Annotated in this window: 21 protein-coding genes and 1 pseudogene; 11 read left to right on the top strand and 11 right to left on the bottom strand. The window is 73.3% G+C overall.

Features of this window, described 5'->3' with window-relative positions; all coding sequences use genetic code 11:
* Nucleotides 1-121: 121 nt before the first annotated feature.
* The 7 genes from AB0M28_RS09230 (at nt 122) to era (ending at nt 7,797) form a co-directional block, all read left to right on the top strand.
* On the top strand, nt 122-2,206 hold the full coding sequence (locus AB0M28_RS09230; protein WP_365400229.1) for an MMPL family transporter: 2,085 nt from the start codon (nt 122-124) through the stop codon (nt 2,204-2,206).
* A 156-nt stretch (nt 2,207-2,362) separates the two neighbouring features.
* Nucleotides 2,363-3,550 carry a histidine kinase gene (locus tag AB0M28_RS09225; protein ID WP_365400226.1) on the top strand — a complete coding sequence of 396 codons (1,188 nt, stop codon included), beginning with the start codon at nt 2,363-2,365 and terminating at the stop codon, nt 3,548-3,550.
* Between the two features lie 109 nt (nt 3,551-3,659).
* A complete protein-coding gene (locus tag AB0M28_RS09220) occupies nt 3,660-4,361 on the top strand; it encodes a response regulator transcription factor (RefSeq protein ID WP_365400224.1) in 702 nt (233 codons plus the stop codon).
* A gap of 97 nt (nt 4,362-4,458) precedes the next feature.
* A complete protein-coding gene (locus tag AB0M28_RS09215; RefSeq protein ID WP_365400399.1) occupies nt 4,459-5,160 on the top strand; it encodes a FadR/GntR family transcriptional regulator in 702 nt (233 codons plus the stop codon).
* A gap of 482 nt (nt 5,161-5,642) precedes the next feature.
* The gene (locus AB0M28_RS09210; protein WP_365400221.1) at nt 5,643-6,401 is read left to right on the top strand and encodes a hypothetical protein; all 759 of its coding nucleotides are present in this window, start codon (nt 5,643-5,645) and stop codon (nt 6,399-6,401) included.
* 42 nt (nt 6,402-6,443) lie between these two features.
* Complete coding sequence (locus AB0M28_RS09205) at nt 6,444-6,791, top strand: cytidine deaminase (RefSeq protein ID WP_365400218.1); 348 nt, start codon at nt 6,444-6,446, stop codon at nt 6,789-6,791.
* 64 nt (nt 6,792-6,855) lie between these two features.
* Nucleotides 6,856-7,797 carry a GTPase Era gene (gene era, locus AB0M28_RS09200; RefSeq protein WP_365400215.1) on the top strand — a complete coding sequence of 314 codons (942 nt, stop codon included), beginning with the start codon at nt 6,856-6,858 and terminating at the stop codon, nt 7,795-7,797.
* Between the two features lie 79 nt (nt 7,798-7,876).
* Here era and AB0M28_RS09195 read toward each other — a convergent pair whose 3' ends face one another.
* Together AB0M28_RS09195 and AB0M28_RS09190 are read right to left on the bottom strand one after the other, a co-directional pair.
* Nucleotides 7,877-8,143, bottom strand: coding sequence for a protealysin inhibitor emfourin (locus AB0M28_RS09195; protein WP_365400212.1), 267 nt, complete (start codon nt 8,141-8,143; stop codon nt 7,877-7,879).
* Between the two features lie 204 nt (nt 8,144-8,347).
* Nucleotides 8,348-9,403, bottom strand: a pseudogene (locus tag AB0M28_RS09190) (M4 family metallopeptidase); the annotation flags it as partial.
* 360 nt (nt 9,404-9,763) lie between these two features.
* Here AB0M28_RS09190 and leuA point away from each other — a divergent pair.
* Nucleotides 9,764-11,509: a 2-isopropylmalate synthase gene (gene leuA / locus AB0M28_RS09185; protein ID WP_365400209.1), complete on the top strand. Its 1,746-nt coding sequence runs from the start codon at nt 9,764-9,766 to the stop codon at nt 11,507-11,509.
* A gap of 817 nt (nt 11,510-12,326) precedes the next feature.
* Entirely contained in the window at nt 12,327-13,046 is a 720-nt protein-coding gene (locus AB0M28_RS09180; protein ID WP_365400206.1) for a TerB family tellurite resistance protein, read from the top strand.
* Nucleotides 13,047-13,057: 11 nt separating this feature from the next.
* Here the strand turns inward: AB0M28_RS09180 and AB0M28_RS09175 are convergent, their stop codons facing one another.
* The 8 genes from AB0M28_RS09175 to hrcA all read right to left on the bottom strand — a co-directional run bounded on the left by AB0M28_RS09175 (nt 13,058) and on the right by hrcA (nt 23,141).
* Entirely contained in the window at nt 13,058-14,152 is a 1,095-nt protein-coding gene (locus AB0M28_RS09175) for a PfkB family carbohydrate kinase (RefSeq protein ID WP_365400203.1), read from the bottom strand.
* A gap of 156 nt (nt 14,153-14,308) precedes the next feature.
* Nucleotides 14,309-15,211 (bottom strand): ribonuclease Z, encoded by a 903-nt coding sequence (locus tag AB0M28_RS09170; protein WP_365400201.1) that lies wholly within the window; start codon nt 15,209-15,211, stop codon nt 14,309-14,311.
* Between the two features lie 4 nt (nt 15,212-15,215).
* A complete protein-coding gene (locus AB0M28_RS09165; RefSeq protein ID WP_365400198.1) occupies nt 15,216-15,575 on the bottom strand; it encodes a histidine triad nucleotide-binding protein in 360 nt (119 codons plus the stop codon).
* Nucleotides 15,576-15,633: 58 nt separating this feature from the next.
* Nucleotides 15,634-18,855 carry a PDZ domain-containing protein gene (locus tag AB0M28_RS09160; RefSeq protein ID WP_365400195.1) on the bottom strand — a complete coding sequence of 1,074 codons (3,222 nt, stop codon included), beginning with the start codon at nt 18,853-18,855 and terminating at the stop codon, nt 15,634-15,636.
* A 151-nt stretch (nt 18,856-19,006) separates the two neighbouring features.
* Nucleotides 19,007-19,750, bottom strand: coding sequence for a 16S rRNA (uracil(1498)-N(3))-methyltransferase (locus tag AB0M28_RS09155; RefSeq protein WP_365400192.1), 744 nt, complete (start codon nt 19,748-19,750; stop codon nt 19,007-19,009).
* Complete coding sequence (locus tag AB0M28_RS09150) at nt 19,747-20,844, bottom strand: nitronate monooxygenase (RefSeq protein WP_365400189.1); 1,098 nt, start codon at nt 20,842-20,844, stop codon at nt 19,747-19,749. The genes AB0M28_RS09155 and AB0M28_RS09150 overlap by 4 nt, the downstream gene beginning before the upstream one ends.
* 149 nt (nt 20,845-20,993) lie before the next feature.
* Nucleotides 20,994-22,124, bottom strand: coding sequence for a molecular chaperone DnaJ (gene dnaJ / locus AB0M28_RS09145; RefSeq protein WP_365400186.1), 1,131 nt, complete (start codon nt 22,122-22,124; stop codon nt 20,994-20,996).
* Nucleotides 22,125-23,141, bottom strand: a complete 1,017-nt coding sequence (gene hrcA, locus AB0M28_RS09140) for a heat-inducible transcriptional repressor HrcA (protein ID WP_365400184.1) — start codon at nt 23,139-23,141, stop codon at nt 22,125-22,127.
* A 148-nt stretch (nt 23,142-23,289) separates the two neighbouring features.
* Here hrcA and AB0M28_RS09135 point away from each other — a divergent pair, with 148 nt between their 5' ends.
* Together AB0M28_RS09135 and AB0M28_RS09130 are read left to right on the top strand one after the other, a co-directional pair.
* Entirely contained in the window at nt 23,290-24,081 is a 792-nt protein-coding gene (locus tag AB0M28_RS09135; protein ID WP_365400181.1) for an MBL fold metallo-hydrolase, read from the top strand.
* A gap of 3 nt (nt 24,082-24,084) precedes the next feature.
* Complete coding sequence (locus tag AB0M28_RS09130) at nt 24,085-24,915, top strand: DUF3097 domain-containing protein (RefSeq protein ID WP_365400178.1); 831 nt, start codon at nt 24,085-24,087, stop codon at nt 24,913-24,915.
* Between the two features lie 18 nt (nt 24,916-24,933).
* Here the strand turns inward: AB0M28_RS09130 and AB0M28_RS09125 are convergent, their stop codons facing one another.
* Nucleotides 24,934-25,557 (bottom strand): hypothetical protein, encoded by a 624-nt coding sequence (locus AB0M28_RS09125; protein ID WP_365400175.1) that lies wholly within the window; start codon nt 25,555-25,557, stop codon nt 24,934-24,936.
* Nucleotides 25,558-26,224 lie beyond the last annotated feature (667 nt).

Raw genomic sequence — 26,224 nt, 5'->3', positions numbered from 1 at the left:
AGCGCGCCCCTCGCACCCCCCGAGGGAGTAGCCGCGACTTCGGTCGGGCGGGCGACGAACACGCTCCCTTCCGCCGGGAGTCTGGGATGCGAACCGGACATCCGAGGGAGAGGGGTGCCCCATGGGGGCCGTGCAGGACAAGCAGCGCCGCAAGGGGAGGTTCGTCCCCTGGACGCTGCTGGCGATGTGGGTGGCGGTGATCGCCCTTGCCGGGCCGTTCGCCGGGAAGCTCGGCGACGCCGAGCAGAACCGGCCGGTTGACTATCTGCCGAACAGCGCCGACTCCACGCAGGTGGCGAAGATCCAGGACCGACTCCCGGGCGGCGAGTCCACCGACCTGGTGCTGGTCTACCACCGTGACGGCGGGCTGACCGGCGCCGACAAGGCCACCGCCCAGCGGCAGGTCGACGAGGTCGCGGCCGCGCACGAGCTGTCCGCCCGGCCCGAGGCGGTCCCGTCGAAGGACGGCGCGACGCTGATGTACCCAGTGTCGACGACGGAGCCCGGACAGGACGAGGAGAAGCAGAGCGCGCTGGTCGAGGACGTGCGGGAGACCGTGCGCGGCTCGGACGGGCTGAGCGCGGAGGTCGGCGGGCCCGGCGGGCTGCAGGCCGACATGCGCGAGGTGTTCGGCTCGCTGGACGGCCCGCTGCTGTACACCACGGTGGCCGTGGTCGCGGTGCTGCTGATCGTGATCTACCGCAGCCCGGTGCTGTGGCTGGTGCCGCTGGTCACCGCGGGCGTGGCGAACGCGCTGGCGATGGCCGTGACGTACGGACTGCACGAGTGGTTCGGCACCCAGGTCACCGGTCAGAGCACGGGCGTGACGAACATCCTGGTCTTCGGCGCGGGCACCGACTACGCGCTGCTGCTGGTCTCCCGCTACCGCGAGGAGCTGCGCCGTATCGAGCGTCCGTACGACGCGATGCGCGCCGCGATCCGCGGCTGCGGTCCGGCGGTGCTGGCGTCGTCGGGCACGGTGGCCGTCGGCCTGCTGTGCCTGCTGGCCGCCGATCTGAACAGCAGCCGCGGCATGGGCCCGTCGGGCACGGTGGGCGTGCTGAGCGCCCTGGCGGCGATGATGACCCTGCTGCCGGCGCTGCTGGTGCTGCTGGGGCGGCGGGTGTTCTGGCCGCTGGTGCCGGCGTTCGGCTCGCAGCCGAAGGAGCGGCGCTCGATCTTCGCCGCGATGGGCGGTTCGGCGGGCCGCCGCCCGCTGACCGTGCTGGGTGTGGGCGCGCTGCTGCTGGGCGCGCTGGCGCTGGGCACGCTGAACCTGTCGGGCAGCCTGAAGAACGAGGACTCCTTCACCGAGACCCCGGAGTCGATCAGCGCCACCGAGACGCTCGCCACCGCGTTCCCCGAGCGCGGCAGCCAGCCGATCGAGCTGGTCGTACCGACGGCGAAGGCGGACTCCGCGCTGCGGGCGGTGCGCGGCACCGAGGGCGTGGCCCAGGCCGAGCGCGGGCGCAGCGGCGAGGGCTGGACGGAGATCGCGGTGATCGCCGACGCGCCGCCGGAGTCCGCGGCGGAGACGGCGACCATCGAGGCGCTGCGCACGACGGTGGACGAGGGTTACGTCGGCGGGCCCAGCGCCCAGCTGATCGACCTGAAGGACACCAACGCCAGCGACCGCATGATCGTCATCCCGCTGGTGCTGGGCGCGGTGCTGCTGATCCTGGTCGTGCTGCTGCGCAGCCTGGTCGCGCCGCTGATCCTGGTGGCCGCGGTCGTCGCGGTGTGGGGTGCGGCGCTGGGCATCGGCGGGCTGGTCTTCGAGCCGGTCTTCGGATTCGCCGGGAACGATCCGGCGCTGCCGCTGCTGTCCTTCGTCTTCCTGGTGGCGCTGGGCGTCGACTACGGCATCTTCCTGATGCACCGCATGCGGGAGGAGTCGCTGTCGGGCCTGGAGCCGGCACCGGCGGCGCTGAAGGCGCTGCGCACCACGGGCGGGGTGATCGCCTCGGCCGGGCTGGTGCTGGCGGCGACCTTCTCCGTACTGATCAACATGCCGCTGGTGTCGCTGGTCGAGATGGGCTTCGTCATCGCGGTCGGTGTGCTGCTGGACACCTTCCTCGTCCGCACCTATCTGGTCACCTCGGCCAGCGTGGCGCTGAAGCGGAAGGTGTGGTGGCCCGGGCCGCTGTCGAAGGCCCCGGCCCCGGTCGAGGCGCCGCGCGAGCGCGAGCCGGCGGGCGTCGCCTGACAGCAGCGCGGCGGCGGGCCGTCGGGTGCGGTCCGACGGCAGCGCTCCGGCGAGCTGTCGGGCGTGGTCCGACGGCACCGCGCCGGACCGGGACCCCCGGGATTACTCCCCGGGGGTCCCGGTCGTACGTACGGATCGGGGACTATGGAGGACGTGTTGACCGTCAGAGTGCATCCGGCGCACCGCGCCAGGCAGCCCACCCGCCGGGACTGGCTGTTCGCGGCGCTGCTCGGCGCGGGGTCCGTGCCGCTGGCCTTCGTCGCCCAGGGCGACAACGCGCACACGCCCGACATGCTCGGCTGGACGCTGTTCGCGCTGTCGGCGCTGACGCTCGCCTGGCGGCGGCTGTACCCGATGGGCGTGCTGATGGCGCTGCTCGTCACCGAGGGCGCGTACCACAGCCTGAACAACGCCCACTCGGCGCTGATCCCGGTGACCATCGTGGTCATCTACTCGCTCGCGGTGGCCGGGCCGCGGCGGCGGACCCTCATCGTGGTTCCGACGCTGCTCGCCACGGCCGTGATCATGATGAGCATCATCAACCCGCACCGCGGCCTGGAGCTGGCCCGGATCTCCGGCTGGATCCTGGCCACCGCGCTGACCGGCGAGGCGGTACGGGTGCACCGCAACTACATCGGTGCCATCGTCGAACGGGCCGAACGCGCCGAACGCACCCGTGAGGAGACCGCCGCCCGCCGGGTCGCGGAGGAGCGGCTGCGCATCGCCCGCGATCTGCACGACCTGCTGGCCCACAGCATCACCGTGATCGGCGTGCAGACGGCCGCCGCCGCCCATGTGCTGAACGCCGACCCCTCCCGGCTCGACCGGACGGTGCTGGTGGACGCCCTCGACGGCATCGCCGACACCTGCCGCGAGGCGCGGGGCGAACTCAAGCGCACCCTGCAGGTGCTGCGGGCCGACGACGACAGCAGCCCGCCGCCGGGGCTGACGGGCCTGACGGACCTGGGCAAGGCGGCCGAGCTGGCCGGGGCGTCGGTGTCGCTGTCCGTCGACACACCGGACGGCGTGCCGCCCGCCGTGGGCGCCGCGGCGTACCGGATCGTGCAGCAGGCGCTCACCAACGCCGTCCAGCACGGCGGCTCGTCGGTGGGCGTCGCCGTGACCGTCGCCCTGGACCGGGCCGCGCGGGCGCTGCGCGTGGAGGTCGTCGACGACGGCAGGCCCGATCCGGCCGCCGCCTCGGGCACGCCGGGGTTCGGCCTGGTCGGGATGCGCGAGCGGGCGCGCAGCGTCGGCGGCACGCTCGACGCGGGGCCGCGGGCGGATACGGCGGGGTTCGCGGTACGGGCGCTGCTGCCGTGCGGCGCGGAGGGCGGAGGGTGAGGTCCGGCGGGGGGTGATCTCCCGTTCGGCGCGCTGTTCCGTGTCTCCTCTTTCCCTTCCCTCCTTCCCTTCCCTTCTTCCCTTCCGACGTCCACTGGAGTCCGCTTTCATGACGACCGACGCCCAGCCGATCCGGGTGGTCCTCGCCGACGACCAGACCCTCGTCCGTTCCGCCTTCGCCATGCTGATCGCCGCGACCCCGGGCATGGACGTCGTCGCCGAGGCCGCCAACGGCCGCGAGGCCGTGGAGCTGGCGCGCGAACGCCGGGCCGACCTGGTGGTCATGGACATCCGGATGCCGGTGCTCGACGGCATCGAGGCCACCCGGCTCATCGCCGCCGACGAGGACCTGGCCGGGGTGAAGGTGCTGGTGCTCACGACGTACGACACCGACGAGCACATCATCGAGGCGCTGCGGGCCGGCGCCTCCGGCTTCCTGGTGAAGGACACCAGGCCGGCCGACCTGCTGGAGGCGATCCGGACCGTCGCCGCCGGCGAGGCCCTGCTCTCCCCGGGGCCCACCGCCCGGCTCATCGAACGCGTCGTGCGCTTCCCCGGCGCCGCGGCGCCCGTCGACGCGCAGCCCGAGGCGCTGCGCGACCTCTCCCCGCGTGAGCGCGAGGTGCTCTCGCTCGTCGCCCGCGGCCTGAACAACACGGAGATCGCCGAGGCCCTCAGCCTGTCGCCGCTGACCGCGAAGACGCACGTAAGCCGCATCATGGGCAAGATGAACGTCCGAGACCGGGCTCAACTCGTCGTCCTCGCCTACGAATCCGGGCTGATCATTCCGGGATCGTCCGGAGGAGCGTGACGAAACGTACGTAGGATGTCCCATCCTTGTGCGTACGATAAGCGCCATGCCCCAGGAGCTCTCCCGACGTCACACGCGCTCGGACCGCCAGCGGCGGATGGGCGGCCAGATCCAGAGCGAGATCATGCAGCTGATCCTCGACCGCGGACTGCGGCCGGGGCAGGTGCTGCCCACCGAGACCGAGCTGATGGACGACCTCGGCGTCAGCCGCAACTCCGTCCGTGAGGCGCTGAAGGCCCTGCAGGCGCTGGACATCGTCGAGATCCGGCACGGTTACGGCACGTACGTCGGCCAGGCGTCGCTGACTCCGCTGGCCGACGGGCTGACCTTCCGTACGCTCGTCCAGCTCGGCGGGGACCCCATCGACGCGGCGCAGGCGCTGGGCGAGATCCTCCAGGTGCGGGAGGTGCTGGAGGAGGGGCTGGTGCTGCGGATCGTCGACTCCGTGCCGGACTCGGACCTCGACGAACTCGACTCCATCGTGGGGCGGATGGAGGCGCGCGCCAAGCAGGGTGAGGTCTTTCCGGAGGAGGACCGGGACTTCCACGAGGTGCTGTACCGGTCGCTGGGCAACACGCTGGTGCCGCAGCTGCTCGGGGCGTTCTGGAACGTCTTCCACCGGGTGGCCGGGGCGCGGGGGTGGGCCGATGATCCGTCGCCGATGGGGACGGCCCGGCGGCATCGCGAGATCGTCCGGGCCCTTCGGGCTCGGGACCGGGAGCGGGTGCGGGCGGCCATGAGCACGCACTTCCGTGGGATCGAGTCGCGGGCTCGGAAGGCGATGCGCGGGGTCGGCTGACGCCTCCGGTTTGCACTGCGGGGGCCTCGCCCCCGGGCCCCCATCCGCGGGCTGCGCCCGCTGTTCGCGCCTGCGGCAGCTCGGCCTCAGGCGCCGGCCGGGCTTCCGGTCGCCTTGCCTCGGCAGACGCGCAGCCGGCCTCCGGCCGGACTCCTCGGGCGCCGGGCGGCCGTTGCCGTGTCGCGCCGAACCCATCAGGCACGTGCACCACCTCAAGCGCTCCGGCAGCCCGGGCCGCAGCCCTCAAGGCCCACGCGGCACAGCCCTGCGGGGCCTGCCTGACCCGCCCGTCCGGCCCTGCGGGGGGCGCCCTGCGCCGCCCGACCCGCCGCGTCGCGTGCCCCGCCCGGGCAGGGAATGGCACGGAAAGGCGACGCCTAAAGAGGATGTAAAGTCTGACGAACGTTCCGGGTAGAGAGACCTGGCCGTCCCCGGCCCTGCTCCCGGCACCAACCCTCGTACCACCCCACCCGGGAGCACCCTTGAAGCACGCCGCCCTGCGCCGCGCCGTCGTCGCCGCGCTCGCCGTCTCCACCCTCGCGCTCACCGCCGCCTGCGGCGGTGACGACGCCGACAGCTCGAAGGGCGAGGGCGCCAAGGCGTCCGGGGGCTCCGCCAGCCCCAAGCCCGTCGAGGCGAAGCCGCTGACCGAGGCTCAGGTCAAGGCCGCCCTGCTGACCGCCAAGGAGATACCGGGCTGGAAGGAGGACAAGGACCTCAGCACCGCCAACGCCGGCCGTGACGAGTTCCAGGTCGGCACCGCCGACGACGACGCCAAGTCCTGCCAGTCGATGCTCGACGCCCTCGTCGGCGGCGAGAAGGCCCCGTCCCCGAAGACCGAGAAGGTCCTCGGCTTCTCCAAGGGCGACACCGGCCCCTGGCTGATGACCGGTGTCCTCACGTACTCGGAGAAGGACGCCAAGGCCGTCATGGGCACCGCCCCGGTCTCCGCCGACTGCAACAAGGTGCACGGCGACTTCGAGGGCGACCCGGCGACCTTCACGTACAAGGAGACGACCGCCCCGAAGGCCGGCGACGAGTCGCGCGGCTTCCGGATCCGCGTCGACGTCGAGGGCTCCGAGGGCGGCTACTACGTGCAGTACGACTACACGTACGCCCGCGTCGGCGCCAACGTCGTCGCCCTGACCCAGCTGAGCATCGAGAAGCCCGAGACCAGCGCGCTGGAGAAGGCGTTCACGGCGGCCGTCGCCAAGGCCGAGTCGGTCACCCCGAAGGGCTGACCCCGCACCGGGGACCGGCGGGGCGCGCCTTATGCTCGCCGTATGAGCGAGAGCGCCCCGCTGGACCCCGAGGACAAGAAGATCATCACGCTGGCGCGCAGCGCCCGCGCCCGCGGCGGCGCCGCGGAGGGCGCGGCGGTCCGCGACGAGACGGGCCGCACGTACGTCGCGGGACCGGTGGCCCTGCCGTCGCTCACGCTGACCGCCCTGCAGACGGCCGTGGCCATGGCCGTGGCGTCGGGCGCGAAGTCCCTCGAGGCGGCGGCGATCGTCACGGAGGCCACCGCCCCCGCGGACGAGGACCGCGCCGTGGTCGCCGACCTCGGCGGCGCCCCGATCCACCTCGCCGCACCGGACGGCACACTGCGGTCCACGCTCACCCAGGACTGAACGCGCGGCGCCACGTACCCCCACGTGGCACCGAGGCGCCTTGGGGATCAGGGAGAATGAGCGCATGAGCGTTCGCAACGAAGAGCCCGAGACCCTCCACCGCGCAGGCTTCGCCTGCTTCGTCGGCCGCCCGAACGCGGGCAAGTCCACCCTGACGAACGCTCTGGTCGGCCAGAAGGTCGCGATCACCTCAAACCGCCCGCAGACCACCCGCCACACGGTCCGCGGCATCGTCCACCGCCCGGACGCGCAGCTGATCCTGGTCGACACACCCGGCTACCACAAGCCCCGCACGCTGCTCGGCGAGCGGCTGAACGACGTCGTCCGCTCCACCTGGGCGGAGGTCGACGTGATCGGCTTCTGTCTGCCCGCGAACGAGAAGCTGGGCCCGGGCGACCGGTTCATCGCGGCCGAACTCGCCTCGCTGAAGCGCACCCCGAAGGTCGCCATCGTCACCAAGACCGACCTCGCGGACCCGGAGACGATCTCCGCCCAGCTGCTGGCCGTGGACAAGCTCGCCAAGGACCTGGGCTTCGAGTGGGCCGAGATCATCCCGGTCTCCGCGGTGAAGAACAGCCAGGTGGAGCTGATCGCCGACCTGCTCATCCCGATGCTCCCGGAGGGCCCGGAGCTCTACCCGGGCGGCGATCTGACCGACGAGCCGGAGCAGGTGATGGTCGCGGAGCTGATCCGCGAGGCGGCGCTGGAGGGCGTACGGGACGAGCTGCCGCACTCCATCGCGGTCGTGGTGGAGGAGATGGAGCAGCGCGAGGGCCGCCCGGCGGACAAGCCGCTGGTGGACATCCACGCCAACCTGTTCATCGAGCGGCCCAGCCAGAAGGGCATCATCATCGGCCCGAAGGGCGCCCGGCTGCGCGAGATCGGCACGAAGTCCCGCAAGCAGATCGAGGCGCTGCTGGGTACGCCGGTCTATCTGGACATCCACGTCAAGGTGGCGAAGGACTGGCAGCGCGACCCGAAGCAGCTCCGCCGGCTCGGCTTCTGACCCGGCGGCCGGGTCACCCCGGCGAGGGAGCGCACAGGCGGTGCGGCACCTCCCGGTGCCGCTTCCGCACGCCCCTCTCCTACGCCCCCTCCTTCAGGACCGCGGTGATCAGCGCCCGCTGCGCGTCCGAGAGCCGCGGGTCCGCGCAGTAGACGGTGGTGCCGTCGACGGTCAGCTCGTAACTGAACCCGTCGGGGACACCGATCGGTGGCCGGTCGCGCCCCGCGGCCAGCGCCTGGCGGGCCAGGGCCTGGAGGCCGACCGCGTCCGCGCGGCCGGCCGTGTCCAGCGTGGCGTGGCGGCGGATGCCGCCGAAGCCCCCGGTACGGGTGACGGATATACGCATGGTGTTCGGCTACCCCTCCGGCTGCCGCTGCTCACCTTCCGCGGAGCCGGAGCCGGAGCCGGAGCCGGGCCCGGACCCGGACCCCGAGCCGGACCCGGAGCCCTCGGCGGACTCCGCCACAGCCGCCGCCCGCACCTCCTCCGCCGCGGGCGCCGCCTGCTGCGGCACCGAGGCGGCGGCAGGGACCTCGCCCAGCTCCGGCACGGGCACGCCGACCTGCGACCACGCCTTCTGCACCGCGGCGTGCTCCGCGCCCTCCCCGTAGCGCGCCTGCGCCGCCGCGACGGTCAGCCGGGCGAACTCCGCGAAGTCCGCGGACGGCCGCAGCTCGCCGCCGGTCAGCACGTCGTACCAGATCTGCCCGGCCCGCTCCCACGCATGTCCGCCGAGCTCGTCCGCGAGGAGGTAGAAGGCGTGGTTGGGGATGCCGGAGTTGATGTGGACGCCGCCGTTGTCCGTCGAGGTGCGGACGTAGCCGTCCATCGTCGCCGGCTGCGGGTCCCTGCCGAGGACGTCGTCGTCGTACGCCGTGCCGGGCTCCTTCATGGAGCGCAGCGCCGTGCCGCTGACCCGGGGGGCGAGCAGGCCCGCGCCGATCAGCCAGTCGGCGGCGTCGGCGGTCTGGCCCAGGGTGTACTGCTTGATCAGTGAGCCGAAGACGTCCGACAGGGACTCGTTGAGGGCGCCGGACTGGCCGAAGTACTCGAGGTTCGCGGCGTACTGCGTGACGCCGTGGGTGAGTTCGTGGCCGATGACGTCGACGGCGATCGTGAAGTCGAGGAAGATCTCGCCGTCGCCGTCGCCGAAGACCATCTGCTCGCCGTCCCAGAAGGCGTTGTTGTAGTCCTTCGAGTAGTGGACGGTGGCGTTGAGGGCGAGGCCCGCGCCGTCGATGGAGTCGCGGGAGAAGGCGCTGAGGAAGAGCTCGAACGTGGCGCCGAGCCCCGCGTAGGCCCGGTTGACGGTGGTGTCCCGCACGTCCTTGCCGCCCTCGGCGCGCACCTTCCGGCCGGGCAGCTCCGTCCTGTGCTTCACGTCGAAGATCGTCCGCCTGGGCTTCGCCTCGGCCTCCGTGGAGGGCTCGGGCGCGGTGAGGGTGCGGACCGTGGTGATACGGCGGCGGGTGCGCTGCAGCGCGTCCCGCTCCAGAGTCCGGATGGCCGGGCCCGAGAGGGCCGGATCGTCGTTGCGCGCGAGCTTGTCGAGCACGTGCGGCGGCACGATGCCGCAGAACACGGGGTACGTCGGCGTAGTCTTCATGGGCGCAATGTGGCACTCCTCACACCGGGTGTCACCGCTTCGGCCTGAATTTCCCGAGTATGGGTGGCCGGAGTTGCACGGAGCGGCACGGATGTGGCAAGGGGCGCGGCGCGCGCCGCGGCCGTCCGGCGCGTTCGCCGGCGTCCGCCCGCGTTCACTCACGTCCCGCATACTGATACGGACCCCCGCATCCGCAGACGTGTCGGCTAGGCTGCTCCGTAATGCGTTATGGGCTGCTCCTTCTTAGCTGCCGCGGCGAGGGTCCGCTGTCGTAAAGACCGACCCCCTCCCCGCGGAGTTCGGTGCTGCATTCACGTCGGTCTCATGAGCCCGTTCGTACCCGCGAAGGAAACCCGCATCATGAGCAACCCCACGCCCATCACCGCCGCGTCCGTGCGCCAGAAGCCGAGCGGCATGCCGATCCACAAGTACCGGGGCTACGACGCCGTCGAGATCCCGGACCGGACCTGGCCGGACAACCGGATCACCAAGGCCCCCCGCTGGCTGTCCACCGATCTGCGTGACGGCAACCAGGCCCTGATCGACCCCATGTCGCCGACGCGCAAGCGCGAGATGTTCGACCTGCTGGTACGCATGGGCTACAAGGAGATCGAGGTCGGCTTCCCGTCGTCCGGGCAGACGGACTTCGACTTCGTACGCTCGATCATCGAGGACGACGCGATCCCCGAGGACGTGACGATCTCCGTACTGACGCAGGCCCGCGAGGAGCTCATCGAGCGGACCGTGGAGTCCGTCAAGGGCGCGCACCACGCGACCGTGCACCTGTACAACGCGACCGCGCCGGTCTGGCGCGAGGTGGTCTTCCGCGGCTCGCGCGACGCGGTGCGGCAGATCGCGGTGGACGGCACGCGGATGGTCGTGGAGTACGCCGAGAAGCTGCTGGACGACCGCACGGTGTTCGGCTACCAGTACAGTCCGGAGATCTTCACGGACACCGAGCTGGACTTCGCCCTGGAGGTCTGCGAGGGCGTCATGGACGTCTGGCAGCCGGAGGCCGGGCGCGAGATCATCCTGAACCTGCCCGCGACCGTCGAGCGCTCCACCCCGTCCACGCACGCGGACCGCTTCGAGTGGATGTCCCGCAACCTGTCGCGCCGCGAGTACGTCTGCCTGTCCGTCCACCCGCACAACGACCGCGGCACCGCCGTCGCCGCCGCCGAGCTGGCGATCATGGCGGGTGCGGACCGGATCGAGGGCTGCCTGTTCGGGCAGGGCGAGCGCACGGGCAACGTGGACCTGGTCACGCTGGGCATGAACCTCTTCTCCCAGGGCGTGGACCCGGAGATCGACTTCTCGGACATCGACGAGATCCGCCGTACGGCCGAGTACTGCAACCAGATGGAGGTCCACCCGCGCCACCCGTACGCGGGCGACCTGGTCTACACGGCCTTCTCCGGCTCCCACCAGGACGCCATCAAGAAGGGCTTCGAGGCGATGGCCGTCCGGGCCGAGGAGCGGGGCGTCACGGTCGACGACCTGGAGTGGGCGGTGCCCTATCTGCCCATCGACCCGAAGGACGTGGGCCGTTCGTACGAGGCGGTCATCCGGGTCAACTCGCAGTCCGGCAAGGGCGGCATCGCGTACGTGCTGCAGAACGAGCACAGCCTGGACCTGCCGCGCCGGATGCAGATCGAGTTCTCGAAGATCATCCAGGCCAAGACGGACTCCGAGGGCGGCGAGGTCACGCCGGCCGCGATCTGGTCGGTCTTCCAGGACGAGTACCTGCCGAACCCGGACAACCCGTGGGGCCACATCACGCTGCGCTCCGCCCAGTCCGAGACCACGCGCGACGGCGGCGACGCGCTGACCGTCGAGGCGGTCGTGGGCGGCGTCGACACGGTGCTGAAGGGCTCGGGCAACGGCCCGATCTCGGCGTTCTTCGACGCGCTGGCGTCGGTGGGCGTCGACGCGCGGCTCCTGGACTACCAGGAGCACACCCTGAGCGAGGGCGCGCGCGCCCAGGCGGCGTCGTACATCGAGGTCGCGGTGGAGGGCAAGGTGCTGTGGGGCATCGGCATCGACGCGAACACGACGCGGGCGTCGCTGAAGGCGGTCGTGTCGGCGGTGAACCGCGCCATGCGCTGACGCTCCGCTGAGCACCCGGCAAACCTCCTGGGGGCTCCGCCCCCAGACCCCCGGGCGGGGGCGCCGACTTGGGCTTCCCCCGCCACGGGTCCTCCCGGGGTGGGGCCGCCCGGGCGGGCGGCCCGCCGCCCCGGAGGCGCCGCCCCCTGGGGAGTGGCAGCCTTCTCGGCATCGATCCCGCCCGGGCGTGAGCCGCCGGCGCGGTTACGCCGCCCGGTTCAGGGCCGCTGTGAGGTGCTCCAGCTCGTTGGGCATCACCGCGAGCCACACCTCGCCGTCCTCGGATGCGCACTCGATGATCGTCACGCGAGGGTTGATCCTGAAGGACGCCTCGCGCAACGAGGGCGAGCGCACCGCCACCCGGCGCAATCCGTCCGGCAGCTCGGACACCGAGCCCCACCCCCGAGGCTCCCACCTCATCGTGGCAGGGCCGATCACCATGCGCCCGCGGGTCCATCCGCCCCCACGGTCCGGCCGCCTGACGAGGCAGGGAACCCTGATCGAGTCGCCCCGGGCAGCGCTCTCGGCCCGCTGCTCGGCCTTCCGCCGGAAGAGCCACGCGCCGAGGCTTGCCGCGGCGAAGGCCGTTATCAGTTCAATCACGGCGGCATTCAAACAGCCCGTGAACCACGTGCCCATCCCCGCGCACAGGGGCGCGCCGGCGGGGGCTTCGGTGGCGGTGGTGCGGTGTGGGCCGGGAGTGTTCGTCGAGGTGGGCGGGTGCTGGTGGATTGAGGGCTGACGTATCGCGTTCGTGTGGCTAACATCACGTCTCAATGCGGCAGTGTTGCGGCATCGTTACGGAGGTGGCGACGTGATGCAGTCCTGGGGACGCGGGGGCGGCCGGGTGCTTCGCCGGCTCACGTCTGCCGTGGGGGTACGCACCGCCTGGCACACCGAGTCCGACGGGGAGTTCTTCTGCCCCGGCTGCGGCGGCGACCGCAACTACCGGCGCCGGACCGGGCAGCGCCGGCTGACCGTGCTGGGCGTTCCGCTGCTCGCGCGCGGCAGCGCCGGGCCCGTCATCGAGTGCGCCGAGTGCGCCGGGCACTTCCCCACCGAGACCCTCGACCACCCCACCAGCGCCCGCTTCTCCGTGCTGCTGCGCGACGCCGTCCACACCGTGGCCCTCGCCGTGCTGTCCGCCGGCGGCACCCAGGCGCAGACCGTACGGGAGTGCGCCCTCGGCGCCGTACGCGCCGCCGGATACGAGAGCTGCACGGAGGAGCAACTGCTCGCCCTGCTGGCCGCGTTGGAGGCGGACACCGGGCGGCTGCCCGACATGTGCGCCGGCCACGCCCCGCAGCACGGCCCCTCGCTGGAGATAGAGCTGCACGAGGCGCTGGAGCCGCTCGCCCCGCATCTGGAGGCCCCCGGGCGCGAGCGCATCCTGCTGCAGGGCGCGGCGATCGCCCTCGCCGACGGCCCGTACAGCACCGAGGAGCGCGAGGTCCTCACGACCGTCGGCCGGGCGCTGCTGATCGACGCGGACAACACCGCACGGCTGCTCGCGGCGGCCCGCACCCCCTCGTCGTAACCCCGCGGCCGCTACGCGCTGCGGGCCGGGCGGAAGCCGATCGTGGGCACCGCGCGACGCAGCGGCCACGGGCGCGGCGCGCACGGCAGCAGGTGGCCCAGGAACGAGTAGCGCGAGAGCGCGCCGGGGTCCTGGTCCGCGGGCGGCAGCATGCTGACGCGGTCCCACCACGCGGCCACCTCCGCCAGCCCCGGCGCCGACTGCGAACCGCCGAACTCCTGCACCGACAGCGCCGCCGTCAGGCCCGCGAAGGCCAGCCGGTCCGCCAGCGGCCACTCGGCGAGCGTGCCCGTGACGAACCCGGCCACGAACACGTCCCCGGCCCCCGTGGGGTCCAGCGCCTCGACGGAGATCGCCGGCACCTCCGCCGTCTCGCCCGTGCCCGCGTCCACGGCGTACGCACCGTCGGAGCCCATCGTCACCACCGCGAGCCGCACCCGCTCGGCGAGGGCGTGCGCCGCGGCGCGCGGCGAGTCGGTGCGCGTATAGCGCATGGCCTCCTCCGCGTTGGGCAGGAAGGCGTGGCAGTGCGCCAGGTCGGGAAGGCCCGCGAGGTCCCAGCGGCCGGTCTCGTCCCACCCCGTGTCGGCGAAGATCAGGCTGCCGTGGGCGGCGGCCTGCGCCACCCACGGCTCGCTGCGCCCACGGGCGAGGGAGGCGATCGCGGCGCGCGAACGCGGCGGGCAGGGCGGCGGGTCGTCGGGCGCGGGCGCCTCGTGGCCGTGCGACACCATCGTGCGCTCGCCCTCGTACGCCATGGAGACCGTGACCGGCGAGTGCCAGCCGGGGATCGTGCGGGAGAGGGTGAGGTCGATGCCCTCGCCCAGCTCCAGGGCCTCGCGGCAGTAGTCCCCGTACATGTCGTCGCCGAAGGCCGCCGCCAGGTTCGTCCGCAGCCCGAGCCGGGCCAGGGCGGTGGCCATGTTCGCCACGCCGCCGGGGCTCATGCCCATGCCCCGCGCCCAGGACTCCGTGCCCCGCACCGGCGCGCTGTCGAGGCCGGTGAAGATGATGTCCAGGAAGACCATGCCCGTGAGGTAGACGTCGACGTCCGGGTCGTCGGGGCGGCGGGCGGCGGCGAGGGGGTCGATGTGGATACGGGCCAACGCCGCTCACCTCCGGTGGTTCACGCGGGATGCGGTCAATAGTGCCCGATGGGTATGACAAAGCGACGCTTTGCCACCCGGCGCCGCGAACCCCGGGCACCGCACCCCGCCTCGGGAGCGCGCCTCAGCGCCTCAGCGCCTCAGCACCTCAGCCCCTCAGCGCTTCGGCACCCGCACCCGCATCAGGTCCTCCGCCACCGTCAGCTCCCCCGTGAAGCCCGCCTCGCGGGCCTCCGCCTCGAACAGCGACGGATCGGGATAGCGCTGCGAGAAGTGCGTGAGCACGAGATGGCGGGCGCCCGCCTTCTCCGCGATCCGCGCCGCCTGCCCCGCCGTGAGATGGCCGACCTCCGCCGCCAGGGCCGCGTCCTGCGCCAGGAACGTCGATTCCAGGACCAGGAGGTCCGCGCCGGAGGCGAGGTCGTACACGGCGTCGCAGACACCCGTGTCCATGATGAACGCGAACACCTGGCCCGGGCGCGGCTCGCTGACCTCGTCCAGGTGTACGCCGTCCAGTTCGCCCTCGCGCTGCAGCCGGGCGATGTCCGGGCCGGTGACGCCCGCCGCCGCGAGCCGGGCGGGGAGCATCCGGCGGCCGGGCGGTTCGGCCAGCCGGTAGCCGAAGGTGTCGACGGGGTGGGCGAGCCGGCGGGCCGTGAGGGTGAACGCGGGCGTCGTCGCCACCACGCCGTCGCCGGCCACCGGGGACTCCCGCAGCCGCACCGTCTCCCGGTACGCCGTGGCGTGCCGCAGCCGGTCGAAGTACGCCTGGCCCGACGCCGGGTAGTGCGCGGTGACGGGGTGCGGGACGGCGTCCAGGTTGATGCGCTGGATGACGCCCGCCAGGCCCAGCGAGTGGTCGCCGTGGAAGTGCGTGACGCAGATGCGCGTCAGGTCGTGCGCCGCGACGCCCGCGTGCAGCATCTGGCGCTGGGTGCCCTCACCGGGGTCGAAGAGGATGCCCTCGCCGTCCCAGCGCAGGACGTAGCCGTTGTGGTTGCGGACGCGGGTGGGCACCTGGCTGGCGGTGCCCAGCACCACGAGTTCCCGTACGGACAACGGATCAGCCGGGGGGCCAGTTGAGGCCGCGCCCGCCGAGCACGTGCGCGTGGGCGTGGAAGACCGTCTGGCCCGCGCCGGAGCCGGTGTTGAACACGATCCGGTAGCCCGTGCCGTCCACCTCGTCCCCGGCGGCGACCTCCCCGGCCTCCCGCAGCAGGTCGGCCGTGATCTGCGGATCGGCGGCGGCGAGCGTGGCGGCGTCGGCGTAGTGGACCTTCGGGATCACCAGGACGTGCGTGGGCGCCTGCGGGTTTATGTCGCGGAACGCCAGCGTGGTCTCGGTCTCCCGGACCACGGTCGCCGGGATCTCCTTGGCGATGATCTTGCAGAACAGGCAGTCCGCCTGCGGCTCCCCGGCCATGGCCCTGGGCCTCTCCTTCGCGTCGAGGGGTCGGTCGCGTCGATCGTATCGGTGCGGGCTACAACTCCGGCAGCGGCGGCGCGCTCAGCGCCGGGCTCTGCTCCAGGGCCTCGAGCGCGATCCGGATCGCCTCGTCCAGCTGCGGATCCCGGCCGGCGGCCGAGTCCTGCGGCGTGTGGACGACCTCGACGTCCGGGTCCACGCCGTGGTTCTCCACGTCCCAGCCCAGACCCTCGGCCCAGAAGGCGTACTTGGGCTGCGTGACGAGCGTGCCGTCCACCAGCCGGTAGCGGCTGTCGATGCCGACGACGCCGCCCCAGGTGCGCACGCCGACGACCGGTCCGATGCCGAGGGCCTTGATGGCGGCGTTGACGATGTCGCCGTCCGAGCCGGAGAACTCGTTGGCGACGGCCACCACCGGCCCGCGCGGCGCGTCCGACGGATAGCTGAACGGCCGCATCCCGCGCGGCATGTCCCAGCCGACGATGCGCCGCGCCAGCTTCTCCACGACGAGCTGCGAGGTGTGCCCGCCGCGGTTCTCGCGGACGTCCACCACCAGGCCCTCGCGGGCGAGTTCGACCCGCAGGTCGCGGTGGATCTGCGCCCAGCCGGGCGCCTGCATGTCGGGTACGTGGAGATAGCCGAGGCGGCCCTGGGAGCGGTCGTGGACGTAGGCGCGGCGGTCCGCGACCCAGTCGTGGTACCGCAGCGCCTCCTCGTCGGCCAGCGGCACCACGACCGCGTGCCGCACCTCGCCGCCGCCGGCGGGGGCGATGGTCAGCTCGACGGGCTTGCCCGCGGCGCCGACCAGCAGCGGCGCCGGACCGGTCACCGGGTCGACGGGGTGCCCGTCCACGGCGAGGACCGCGTCGCCGGTGCGGATCGCCACGCCGGGCGCGGCCAGCGGCGAACGGGCCTCCGGGTCGGAGGACTCCGACGGCAGGATCCGCTCGACGCGCCACCGCCCGTCGTCGCCGCGCGCCAGGTCCGCGCCGAGCAGACCGAGCCGCCGGTCGGACCGGCCCCGGCCGCCCGGGGGTACGACGTAGGCGTGCGAGGTCCCCAGCTCGCCCTGCACCTCCCAGAGCAGGTCGACGAGGTCGTCGTGGGTGGCGACGCGCTCCAGCACCGGCCGGTAGCGCTCCAGCACGCCGTCCCAGTCGACGCCGCCCATGTCGGGGCGCCAGAAGTTGTCGCGCATCAGCCGGCCCGTCTCGTCGTACATCTGCCGCCATTCGGCGGCCGGGTCGACGGTGACGCGGACGCGGCCGAGGTCGACGGTGACGTGCTTGTCGTCGTCCTCGTCCTTGCCCGAGCGGCGGTCGGCGGGTACGGCCTTCAGCTTGCCGCTGGTACGGATCACCGCCCGTTTGCCGTCGCCGCTGACGGCGTACGAGTCGACGTCGTCGGCGAGGTGCTCCAGGCGCAGCTGGGCCAGGTCGTAGCGCTCGAGTTCGGTGCTGGGGCCGTCGTCGTCGGGACCGGCGGTGTCGGAGCCGAGGACGCCGCGCAGTGGGTGGCGCAGCCACAGCACGCCGTTCTCCGCGGCGCGCAGCGTCGAGTAGCGGGCGGCCTCGACGGGGAACGGCACGATCCGGTCGGCGAGCCCCTGGAAGTCGATGCGGGTCGTCGGCCGGGCCGCGTCGTCGTCGCCGTCGTGGTGGTCCTTCTCCGGCTCGGGCGGGCGGCCGTGGCGCTGCGGGCCGAACGGCGAGGGCGTCTCGGCGGCCAGGGTGATCAGGTACGGGCGGGTGGCGTACGGGAACGACAGGTCGAAGACGTGGCTGTCGTACACCGGGTCGAAGGCCCGCTTGGAGAGGAAGGCGAGGTGCTTGCCGTCGGACGTGAACGCCGGCGAGTAGTCCGCGAACCGCAGCGGTGTGACCTCCGCGACGTGCGGATCGGCGGTCGAGGCGATCTTCAGCTGGCGCAGCGACTCCGGGCCCGGGTGGGACCAGGCCAGCCAGCCGCCGTCCGGGGAGAACACCAGCCCCGTGGCGGACCCGTCCTCGCTCCGGTCGACCTCGCGTACGGAGCCCGACTCGCGCTCCACGAGCAGGATCCGCCCGTCGTGCGAGGCGACGGCGACCTTCGAGCCGTCCGGCGCGACGGCGAGCCACAGCACCCGTCCCAGCTGCCCGGCGGCCAGCCTTCGCGGCGTCGCCCCGGGGGTGAGCCCGGTCGCCGGCGCGAACTCCAGCGCGTCCTCCCCCTCGGCGTCCGTCACCCATACGACGTGCTGCGCGCCGTCCGCCTCGAACACGTTCGGCGACCGCCCCCGTATCCCCGGCCGGGCGGCGAGCGCCCGCGCGGGCCCCTCGCGGTGCGTCACCCAGTGCACGGTGCCGCGCACGCCGACGGCGCTGCCGCGGCCCGTGTGGTCGGGGCTGAAGGAGCCGAGGTGGGCGGAGGCGCGGATCGGGTACGGCGTGAGGTCCGTGCGCTGGCCGCCGAGCCTGATGTCCAGGCGCCGCGGCTCGGCGCCCTCCTCCAGGCCGTCCAGGAGCCACAGTTCGCCCGCGGAGGCGTACACGACCCGCCGGCCGTCGGTGGCGGCGTGCCGGGCGTAGAACCCGTCGACGGGGGTGTGGCGGCGCAGGTCCGTGCCGTCGGGGAGGGAGGAGTACAGCGCGCCGGTGCCCTCGTGGTCGGAGAGGAACGCGATCCGGTCGCCCACCCAGAGCGGGTGCTCGATGTTGCCGTCGACCGGGGCGTGGACACGCTCGAAGTCCGCGTCGCCGTCCGCGGTCCGGAGCCACAGCTTGCCCGCGGTACCCCCGCGGTAGCGCTTCCAGTACGCCGCCTCGCGGCCCATCGGCACGGACAGCAGCAGCACCCCCGGCCCGTCCGGCTCGTACGCCACGTCCCCCACCGGCCCGAACGGCAGCCGCTCGGCGGGTCCGCCGTCCAGCGGCACCGCCCACGCCCAGCTGCGCCGGAAGGACGCCTCACCGCGGGCGCTGACGGCCAGCACCCGCCCGCCGGGCGTCCATCCGCGCACGGCGGTACGGATGTTGCCCCAGTGCGTCAGCCGCGTCGTGGTACCGCCGTCCACGGGCGCGAGGTGCACCTCGGGCGAGCCGTCGCGGGTGGACGTCCAGGCGATGTGCGCGCCGTCGGGCGAGATCCGGGGGTGACTCACGGGCATGTTGTCCGCACTCACCCGCCAGGCCCGCCCACCGTCCAACGGGGCGGCCCACACGTCGTCCTCGGCGGTGAAGGCCAGCAAGTCCCCCCGCAGATGGGGGAATCGGAGATATGCCTGATGCGCTGTGGTCACCGGATCATCACACCACGAGGGCGTGACAAGCGGCGACGGGTTTGGAACAGCCGGTCAGCGCATCGTGCGACGGTCCCCGCCCTCCCGGGGGCCGGGCCCCGTCCAGGCTACCGCCCACCACTGACAGCGCCCCCGGGCAACGCCCCCGCCCTCAACCCCACCGCCCCGACCGCCCCAGCAGCAGGGCCGCCGCGGCCGTGCCTGCCGTGGACGTGCGCAGGACCGTCGGGCCGAGGCGGTACGGGCCCGCACCCGCTGCCTCGAACGCCGTCAGTTCCTCCGGGGAGACACCGCCCTCCGGGCCGACGACCAGCACCACGTCGCCCTCCGCCGGCAGCGGCGCCGTGGCCAGCGGCAGGGCGCCCTCCTCGTGCAGCACCGCGGCGAAGGCGGCGCCCGCCAGCAGCTCCGCCACCTGCCTGGTCGAGTGGAGCTCAGCGACCTCGGGGAAGCGCAGCCGGCGCGACTGCTTGCCCGCCTCGCGGGCCGTGGCCCGCCACTTCCCGAGCGCCTTCGCGGCCCGCTCGCCCTTCCACTGCGTGATGCAGCGCGCGGCCGACCACGGTACGACGGCGTCCACGCCCGTCTCCGTCATCGTCTCCACGGCCACCTCGCCCCGGTCGCCCTTGGGCAGCGCCTGTACGACGGTGATCCGCGGCCGCGGCGCGGGCTCGGCCCGTACGCCCTCGACCGCCACCACGAGCCGGTCCTTGCCCTCCGCGGCGGCCACCGTGCCGTACACCCCGGTGCCGAGGCCGTCGGTGAGGACGACCTCCTCGCCGGCGCGCAGCCGTTTGACGGAGACCGCGTGCCGGCCCTCGGCACCGTCCAGGACGACACTCGTCCCGGGGGCGGCCCCGGCGAGGTCCTCGCATACGAACACCGGCGCCGTCACGGCGTCACCTCCTGCGCGGACGGGCTGTCGCCCAGGGCGATCCGCAGTTCCTCGGTCAGTACGCCGACCAGTTCGCCGGCCGGCAGATCGCGCGCCAGCCGGTGCCCCTGGCCGGCCCACAGCGCCATCCCGTGGGGGTCGCCGGCAGCCGCTGCGGCGGTGCGCAGCGGGCCGGTCATCCAGTGCACCTGGGGGTACGCGGCGGGGGCGTACGGGCCGTGCTCGCGGACGAAGCGGTTGACGAGGCCGCGGGCGCGGCGGCCGGTGAAGGCCCGCGACAGCTCGGTGCGGGTGAACACGCCCTCCAGGATGGCCCGTTTGTGTATCACGTTGGCCCCCGACTCGGGGCAGACCAGGAACGCCGTGCCGAGCTGCGCCGCCTCCGCGCCCGCCGCGAGCACGGCGGCGATCTGCGCGCCGCGCATCAGCCCGCCGGTGGCGATCAGGGGCAGCCGGACCGCCTCCCGTACCTCGGCGAGCAGGGTGAGCAGCCCGCGCTCGGTGCCGTCGGCGCGCGGCTCGTCGCGGAACGACCCCTGGTGCCCGCCGGCCTCCGCGCCCTGTACGCACAGGGCGCCCGCCCCGGCGTGCGCGGCGCGGGCGGCCTCCTCGGCGCTGGTGACGGTGACCACGGTGAGTGTGCCGAGGGCGGCGAGGGCGTCCAGCACGGAGCGGTCGGGGCAGCCGAAGGTGAAGGACACCGCGGCGACCGGGTTCTCCTTCAGCAGGGCGACCTTCGCCTCGAAGGCGTCGCTGTAGTCGGCGTCCTCGGGCTCCGCCTCGCCCAGCTGGGTGCGGTACCAGGTGGTCTCACCGGCGAGCTGCTCGGCGTAACCGGCGAGCGCGCCGTCCGTCACGGCCGGCGGCTGGGGCATGAACAGGTTGACGCCGAAGGGCCGGTCGGTGGCGGCGCGGAGCTGGCGCACCTCCTCGTACATCGCCTCCGGGGTCTTGTAGCCCGCAGCGAGGAAGCCCAGGCCGCCGGCCTCGCAGACGGCAGCGGCGAGCTGCGGCCGGCTCCCCCCGCCGGCCATCGGCGCCTGCCAGATGGGGGCGGGCGCCAGATCGCTCAGAAGGGTGGGGACGTGCGCCATGGCGCATACTCTGCCACGCTGGCCGGAATCCAGCGGTCCGGACCGGATGTAAAGCCGGGGGCACGCCGCAGGCCCGCCCCCGACGGGGACGGGCCTGCATGGGTTCTACGCCGGGCCGGACGCGTCACTACCGCCCGCCGGACACGTCGCTAGCGTCCGTTGAACGCGTCCTTCAGCCGCGAGAACAGCCCCTGCTGCCCTGGCTGGAACTGCCCCGTCGGCCGCTCCTCGTCCCGCAGCTTCGCCAGCTGGCGCAGCAGCCGCTCCTGCTCCGGGTCGAGCTTCGACGGGGTCAGCACCTCGACGTGCACGATCAGATCGCCGCGCCCGCCGCCGCGCAGATGCGTCACACCGCGCTGGTGCAGCGGGATCGACTGGCCGGACTGGGTGCCGGGCCGGATGTCGACCTCCTCCAGCCCGTCGAGGGTCTCCAGATTGACCTTGGTGCCGAGCGCCGCAGCCGTCATCGGGATGGTGACCGTGCAGTGCAGATCGTCGCCGCGCCGCTGGAACGTGGGGTGCGGCAGCTCGTGGATCTCGACGTACAGATCGCCCGCGGGACCGCCGCCGGGGCCGACCTCGCCCTCGCCGGCGAGCTGGATGCGGGTGCCGTTGTCGACACCGGCGGGGATCTTCACCGTGAGGTTGCGGCGGGAGCGGACCCGGCCGTCGCCGGCGCACTCCGGGCAGGGGGTCGGCACGACCGTGCCGAAGCCCTGGCACTGCGGGCACGGGCGGGAGGTCATGACCTGGCCCAGGAAGGACCGGGTGACCTGGGAGACCTCACCGCGGCCGCGGCACATGTCGCAGGTCTGCGCGGAGGTGCCGGGGGCGGCGCCCTCGCCGTTGCAGGTGTTGCAGACGACGGCCGTGTCGACCTGGATGTCCTTGGTCGTGCCGAAGGCCGCCTCGTCCAGCTCGATGTCGAGCCGGATCATGGCGTCCTGGCCGCGGCGGGTGCGCGAGCGCGGACCGCGCTGGGACGCCGTGCCGAAGAAGGCGTCCATGATGTCGGAGAAGTTGCCGAAGCCGCCGCCTCCGAAGCCGCCGGCGCCGCCGTTCATCGACAGCGGGTCGCCGCCCAGATCGTAGATCTGCTTCTTCTCCGGATCGGAGAGGACCTCGTAGGCGGCGTTGATCTCCTTGAACCGCTCCTGGGTCTTCGGGTCCGGGTTCACATCCGGGTGCAGCTCGCGGGCGAGCCGGCGGAATGCCTTCTTGATCTCGTCGGCGGAGGCATCGCGCCGCACCCCGAGGATCGCGTAGTAGTCCGTCGCCACTTACGACTCCGCCAGGATCTGTCCGACGTAACGTGCCACAGCGCGTACTGCTCCCATCGTTCCCGGGTAATCCATGCGGGTCGGTCCGACCACGCCGAGTTTGGCCAGTGCTTCGCTCCCGGCACCGTAGCCGACGGAGACGACGGACGCCGACGAGAGTCCCTCATGGGCGTTCTCATGCCCGATTCGCACCATCATGGCGGCGTCCTTGGCCTCGCCGAGCAGCCGCAGCAGGACGACCTGCTCCTCCAGTGCCTCCAGCACCGGGCGGATACTCAGCGGAAAGTCATGGTCGAAGCGCGTCAGATTGGCGGTGCCGCCGATCATCAGCCGCTCCTCGGTCTCCTCGACCAGCGTCTCCATCAGCGTGGCCAGCACGGTGGAGACGGTGCCGCGGTCCTCGGCCTCGAAGGAGTCCGGCAGGTCCTGCACCAGCTTCGGCACGTCCGCGAAGCGGCGGCCGACGACCCGGCTGTTGAGCCGGGCGCGCAGATCGGCCAGCGAGCCTTCCGTGAAGGGCGCCGGGCAGTCGACCAGGCGCTGCTCGACCCGGCCGGTGTCCGTGATCAGGACGAGCATCAGCCGGGCGGGTGCCAGCGACAGCAGCTCGACATGGCGGACGGTGGAGCGGGTCAGCGAGGGGTACTGGACGACGGCGACCTGCCGGGTCAGCTGCGCCAGCAGCCGGACCGTGCGGGCGACCACGTCGTCCAGGTCGACGGCGCCGTCCAGGAAGTGGTGGATGGCCCGCCGCTCCGCGGTGGACAGCGGTTTGACGTCGGCCAGCTTGTCCACGAACAGGCGATAGCCCTTGTCCGTGGGGATCCGGCCGGCGCTGGTGTGCGGCTGGGCGATGTAGCCCTCGTCCTCCAGCACCGCCATGTCGTTACGGACGGTGGCGGGCGACACGCCGAGGCTGTGGCGCTCGGTGAGCGCCTTGGAGCCCACGGGCTCCTCGGTGCCGACGTAGTCCTGGACGATGGCGCGCAGCACCTCGAGTCTGCGTTCGCTGAGCATGCCGCCCACCTCCAGCCGCGGATCGAAGATCTTCCCCCTGGCACTCGGCGTCCCCGAGTGCCAGCCTTTTCCCTGGCCAGTGTACGGCGGGGTCCCGTGGGCGGAGCAAGCCCGAGCCCGCTCGGCCTCCATGCCTTAGCGTCCTGCTATGAGCGCGATTGCGGAAGAGGAAGCCGGTAACGCCTCCTGGGAGGAGCTCGCACCAGGGGTGATCCGGCGCAGGCTGCCGGGCTGGGACGCCACGGTGGGAGCGGTGGCCGGTACGACGGGCGTTCTGCTCGTCGACACCGGTTCGAACCTGCGGGAGGGCGCGGAGCTGCGCTCCCAGGTACGCCGGGTCCTCGGCCTCCCCGTGACGCATATCGCACTCACGCACTCCCATTTCGACCATGTCTTCGGCACCGCGGCGTTCGCCGGGGCGGAGGTGTACGGCCCGCACGGCATGGAGGTGGTCCTCACCCGCGACCGCGACGAGCTCCGCGACGACGCGGTCCGCCACGGCCTGCCGCGCGAGGCGGCGGCGCAGGCGGCGGACGTGCTGGTGGCGCCGCGGCACCTGGTGACGGGCGAGTGGACGCTGGACCTGGGCGGCGGCCGGGAGGTGATCCTGGCGAACATGGGGCCGGCGCATTCGGCGCACGATCTGGTGGTGCTCGTGCGGGGGACGCCCGACATCGTCTTCTGCGGTGACCTCGTCGAGGAGTCCGGCGTACCGCAGGCCGGTCCCGACGCCCATCCCGCGCGGTGGCCCTCGGCGCTGGACAAGCTGCTGGAGCTGGCGGGCGACGACGCGGTGTACGTCCCCGGGCACGGGGCCGCGGTCGACGCGGCGTTCGTCCGGCGCCAACGGGCGGAGCTGACCGCCTCGTTCGGGCTGTATTCTCCGGGGGACAACCCCCGGACCCCCGGCCGCGACAGCTCGCCCGGCAAGGCACGATGACCCATGCGCAGCAGACCGTACGACCCCGACCTGACTCCCCCGTGGCAGAAGTCCAAGCCGGTGCCCGAGGTCCCCGCGGAGGCGGGCCTCGTGGCCGAGGAGGTGACGACCGGGTTCTGCGGCGCGGTGATCCGCACGGAGAAGACCGCCGAGGGGCCGACGGTCACCCTGGAGGACCGCTTCGGCAAGCACCGGGTGTTCCCGCTCACACCCCGCGGCTTCCTGATCGACGGGAAGGCCGTCACCCTGGTCCGCCCCACGGGCTCCGCCCCCGTACGCCCCACCCGTACCGCCTCCGGCTCGGTGGCCGTCCCCGGCGCGCGGGCGCGCGTGGCGCGGGCCGGCCGCATCTACGTCGAGGGGCGGCACGACGCGGAGCTGGTCGAGAAGGTCTGGGGCGACGACCTGCGCGTCGAGGGCGTGGTCGTGGAGTACCTCTCGGGCGTCGACGACCTCCCGGCGATCGTCGCGGACTTCGCCCCCGGCCCCGACGCCCGCCTCGGCGTCCTGGTCGACCACCTGGTCCCCGGCTCCAAGGAGTCCCGCATCGCGGCGGCGGTGACCAGCGAGCACGCCCTGGTGGCGGGCCACCCGTACATCGACGTCTGGGAGGCGGTGAAGCCCTCCGCCCTCGGCATCCGGGCGTGGCCCGCCGTCCCGCGCGGCCAGGACTGGAAGACGGGCGTCTGCCGCGCCCTGGGGTGGCCGGAGAACACCGGGGCCGCCTGGCAGCGGATCCTGGGCTCCGTGCACAGCTACAAGGACCTGGAGCCGGCGCTCCTGGGCCGGGTGGAGGAGCTGATCGACTTCGTCACGGGCGGCGCGGAGGGCTGACGCCCCCGCCGGGCGTGCTCAGGCCTCCCGCGCGCGCTCCCGATGGCCCTTTGCGTCCGGGACGCCGCCGTAGCCCCACTCCCGCTCCACCTGGCCGAACCACAGATGCGGGGCGAACCGCTGGACCGCGGTGGCCAGGCCGCCGCGGGGGCCGCCCAGCAGCGGGACGCGGTAGCGCAGCCGGGGCAGGCCCGGCCGCAGGGGCTCCTCGTCGCGGACGAACTGCCAGAGCAGCGCGTCGTCGCGGTCGATGTCGCCGGCCGGGCAGAGCTCGAGCGTGTACTTCTTCGAGACGGCGTTGGTGAAGTCGCGCCGGGCCCAGTGGATCCCCGCCCCGGCGAGCGAGTCCCAGGAGGTAACGGCGGCGAGGGCGCCGTTGCGCCAGGTGATTCCGGTGCCGTCGACGACGGCGTGGAAACCGCGCTCACGCCAGGTCAGCCAGAAGACCAGCACGCCGACGCCCCCGAGGAGCACCAGGACACCGGTGGCGACCCAAGCACCGACGGATCCGGCATGCCACTGCCGAGCGAACACGGCCCACACCCCGAGCACCCCCACGCCCACCAGGACCACCACCCCGGGAAGCGCGACAAGCACCCTACGCCGCCCGTACCGCACGACCACCGCACCGGAGTTCCCCATGCCGCGGAACGTAGCGCCCGCCGACCCCGCTGCACCAGATCCACGCAGCCACCCCGCTCTCCGCCGGGGACGGGCGGGATGCAGCGCTTCGCGGTGCCGCCTTGCGGCGCACGGGCGGAATGCAGCGCTTCGCGGTGTCGGCCTGCGGCGGACGGGCGGGACGCAGCGCTTCGCGGTGTCGGCCTGCGGCGGACGGGCGGGACGCGGTGCATCGCGGTGCCGCCCTGGCGGGCGGACGGGACAGCGCGCCTTGCCCTGTCGGCCCGCGCCAGACGGGCGGGACGCGGCGCATCGCGGTGTCGCCCTGGCAGGCGGGCGGGATAGCGCGCCTTGCCCTGTCGGCCCGCGCCGGACAGGCGGACGCGGCGCATCGCACTATCGGCCTGCCGCGGACGGCGAGATGCAGCGCACCGCGCCGTCGCCCTGGCGGGCGGAATAGCGCGCCTTGCCCGGTTGGCCCGCGCCGGACGGACACGACGCGGCGCATCGCGCTATCGGCCTGCGGCGGACGGGCGAGATGCAGCGCACCGCGCCGTCGCCCTGGCAGGCGGGATAGCGCGCCCTGCCCGGTCGGCCCGCGCCGGACGGACACGACGCGGCGCATCGCGCTATCGGCCTGCGGCGGACGGGCGAGATGCAGCGCACCGCGCCGTCGCCCTGGCAGGCG

The organism is Streptomyces sp. NPDC051940, assembly GCF_040680895.1.
GTDB lineage: Bacteria > Actinomycetota > Actinomycetes > Streptomycetales > Streptomycetaceae > Streptomyces.
This window is presented reverse-complemented; position numbering and strand designations above follow the sequence as displayed.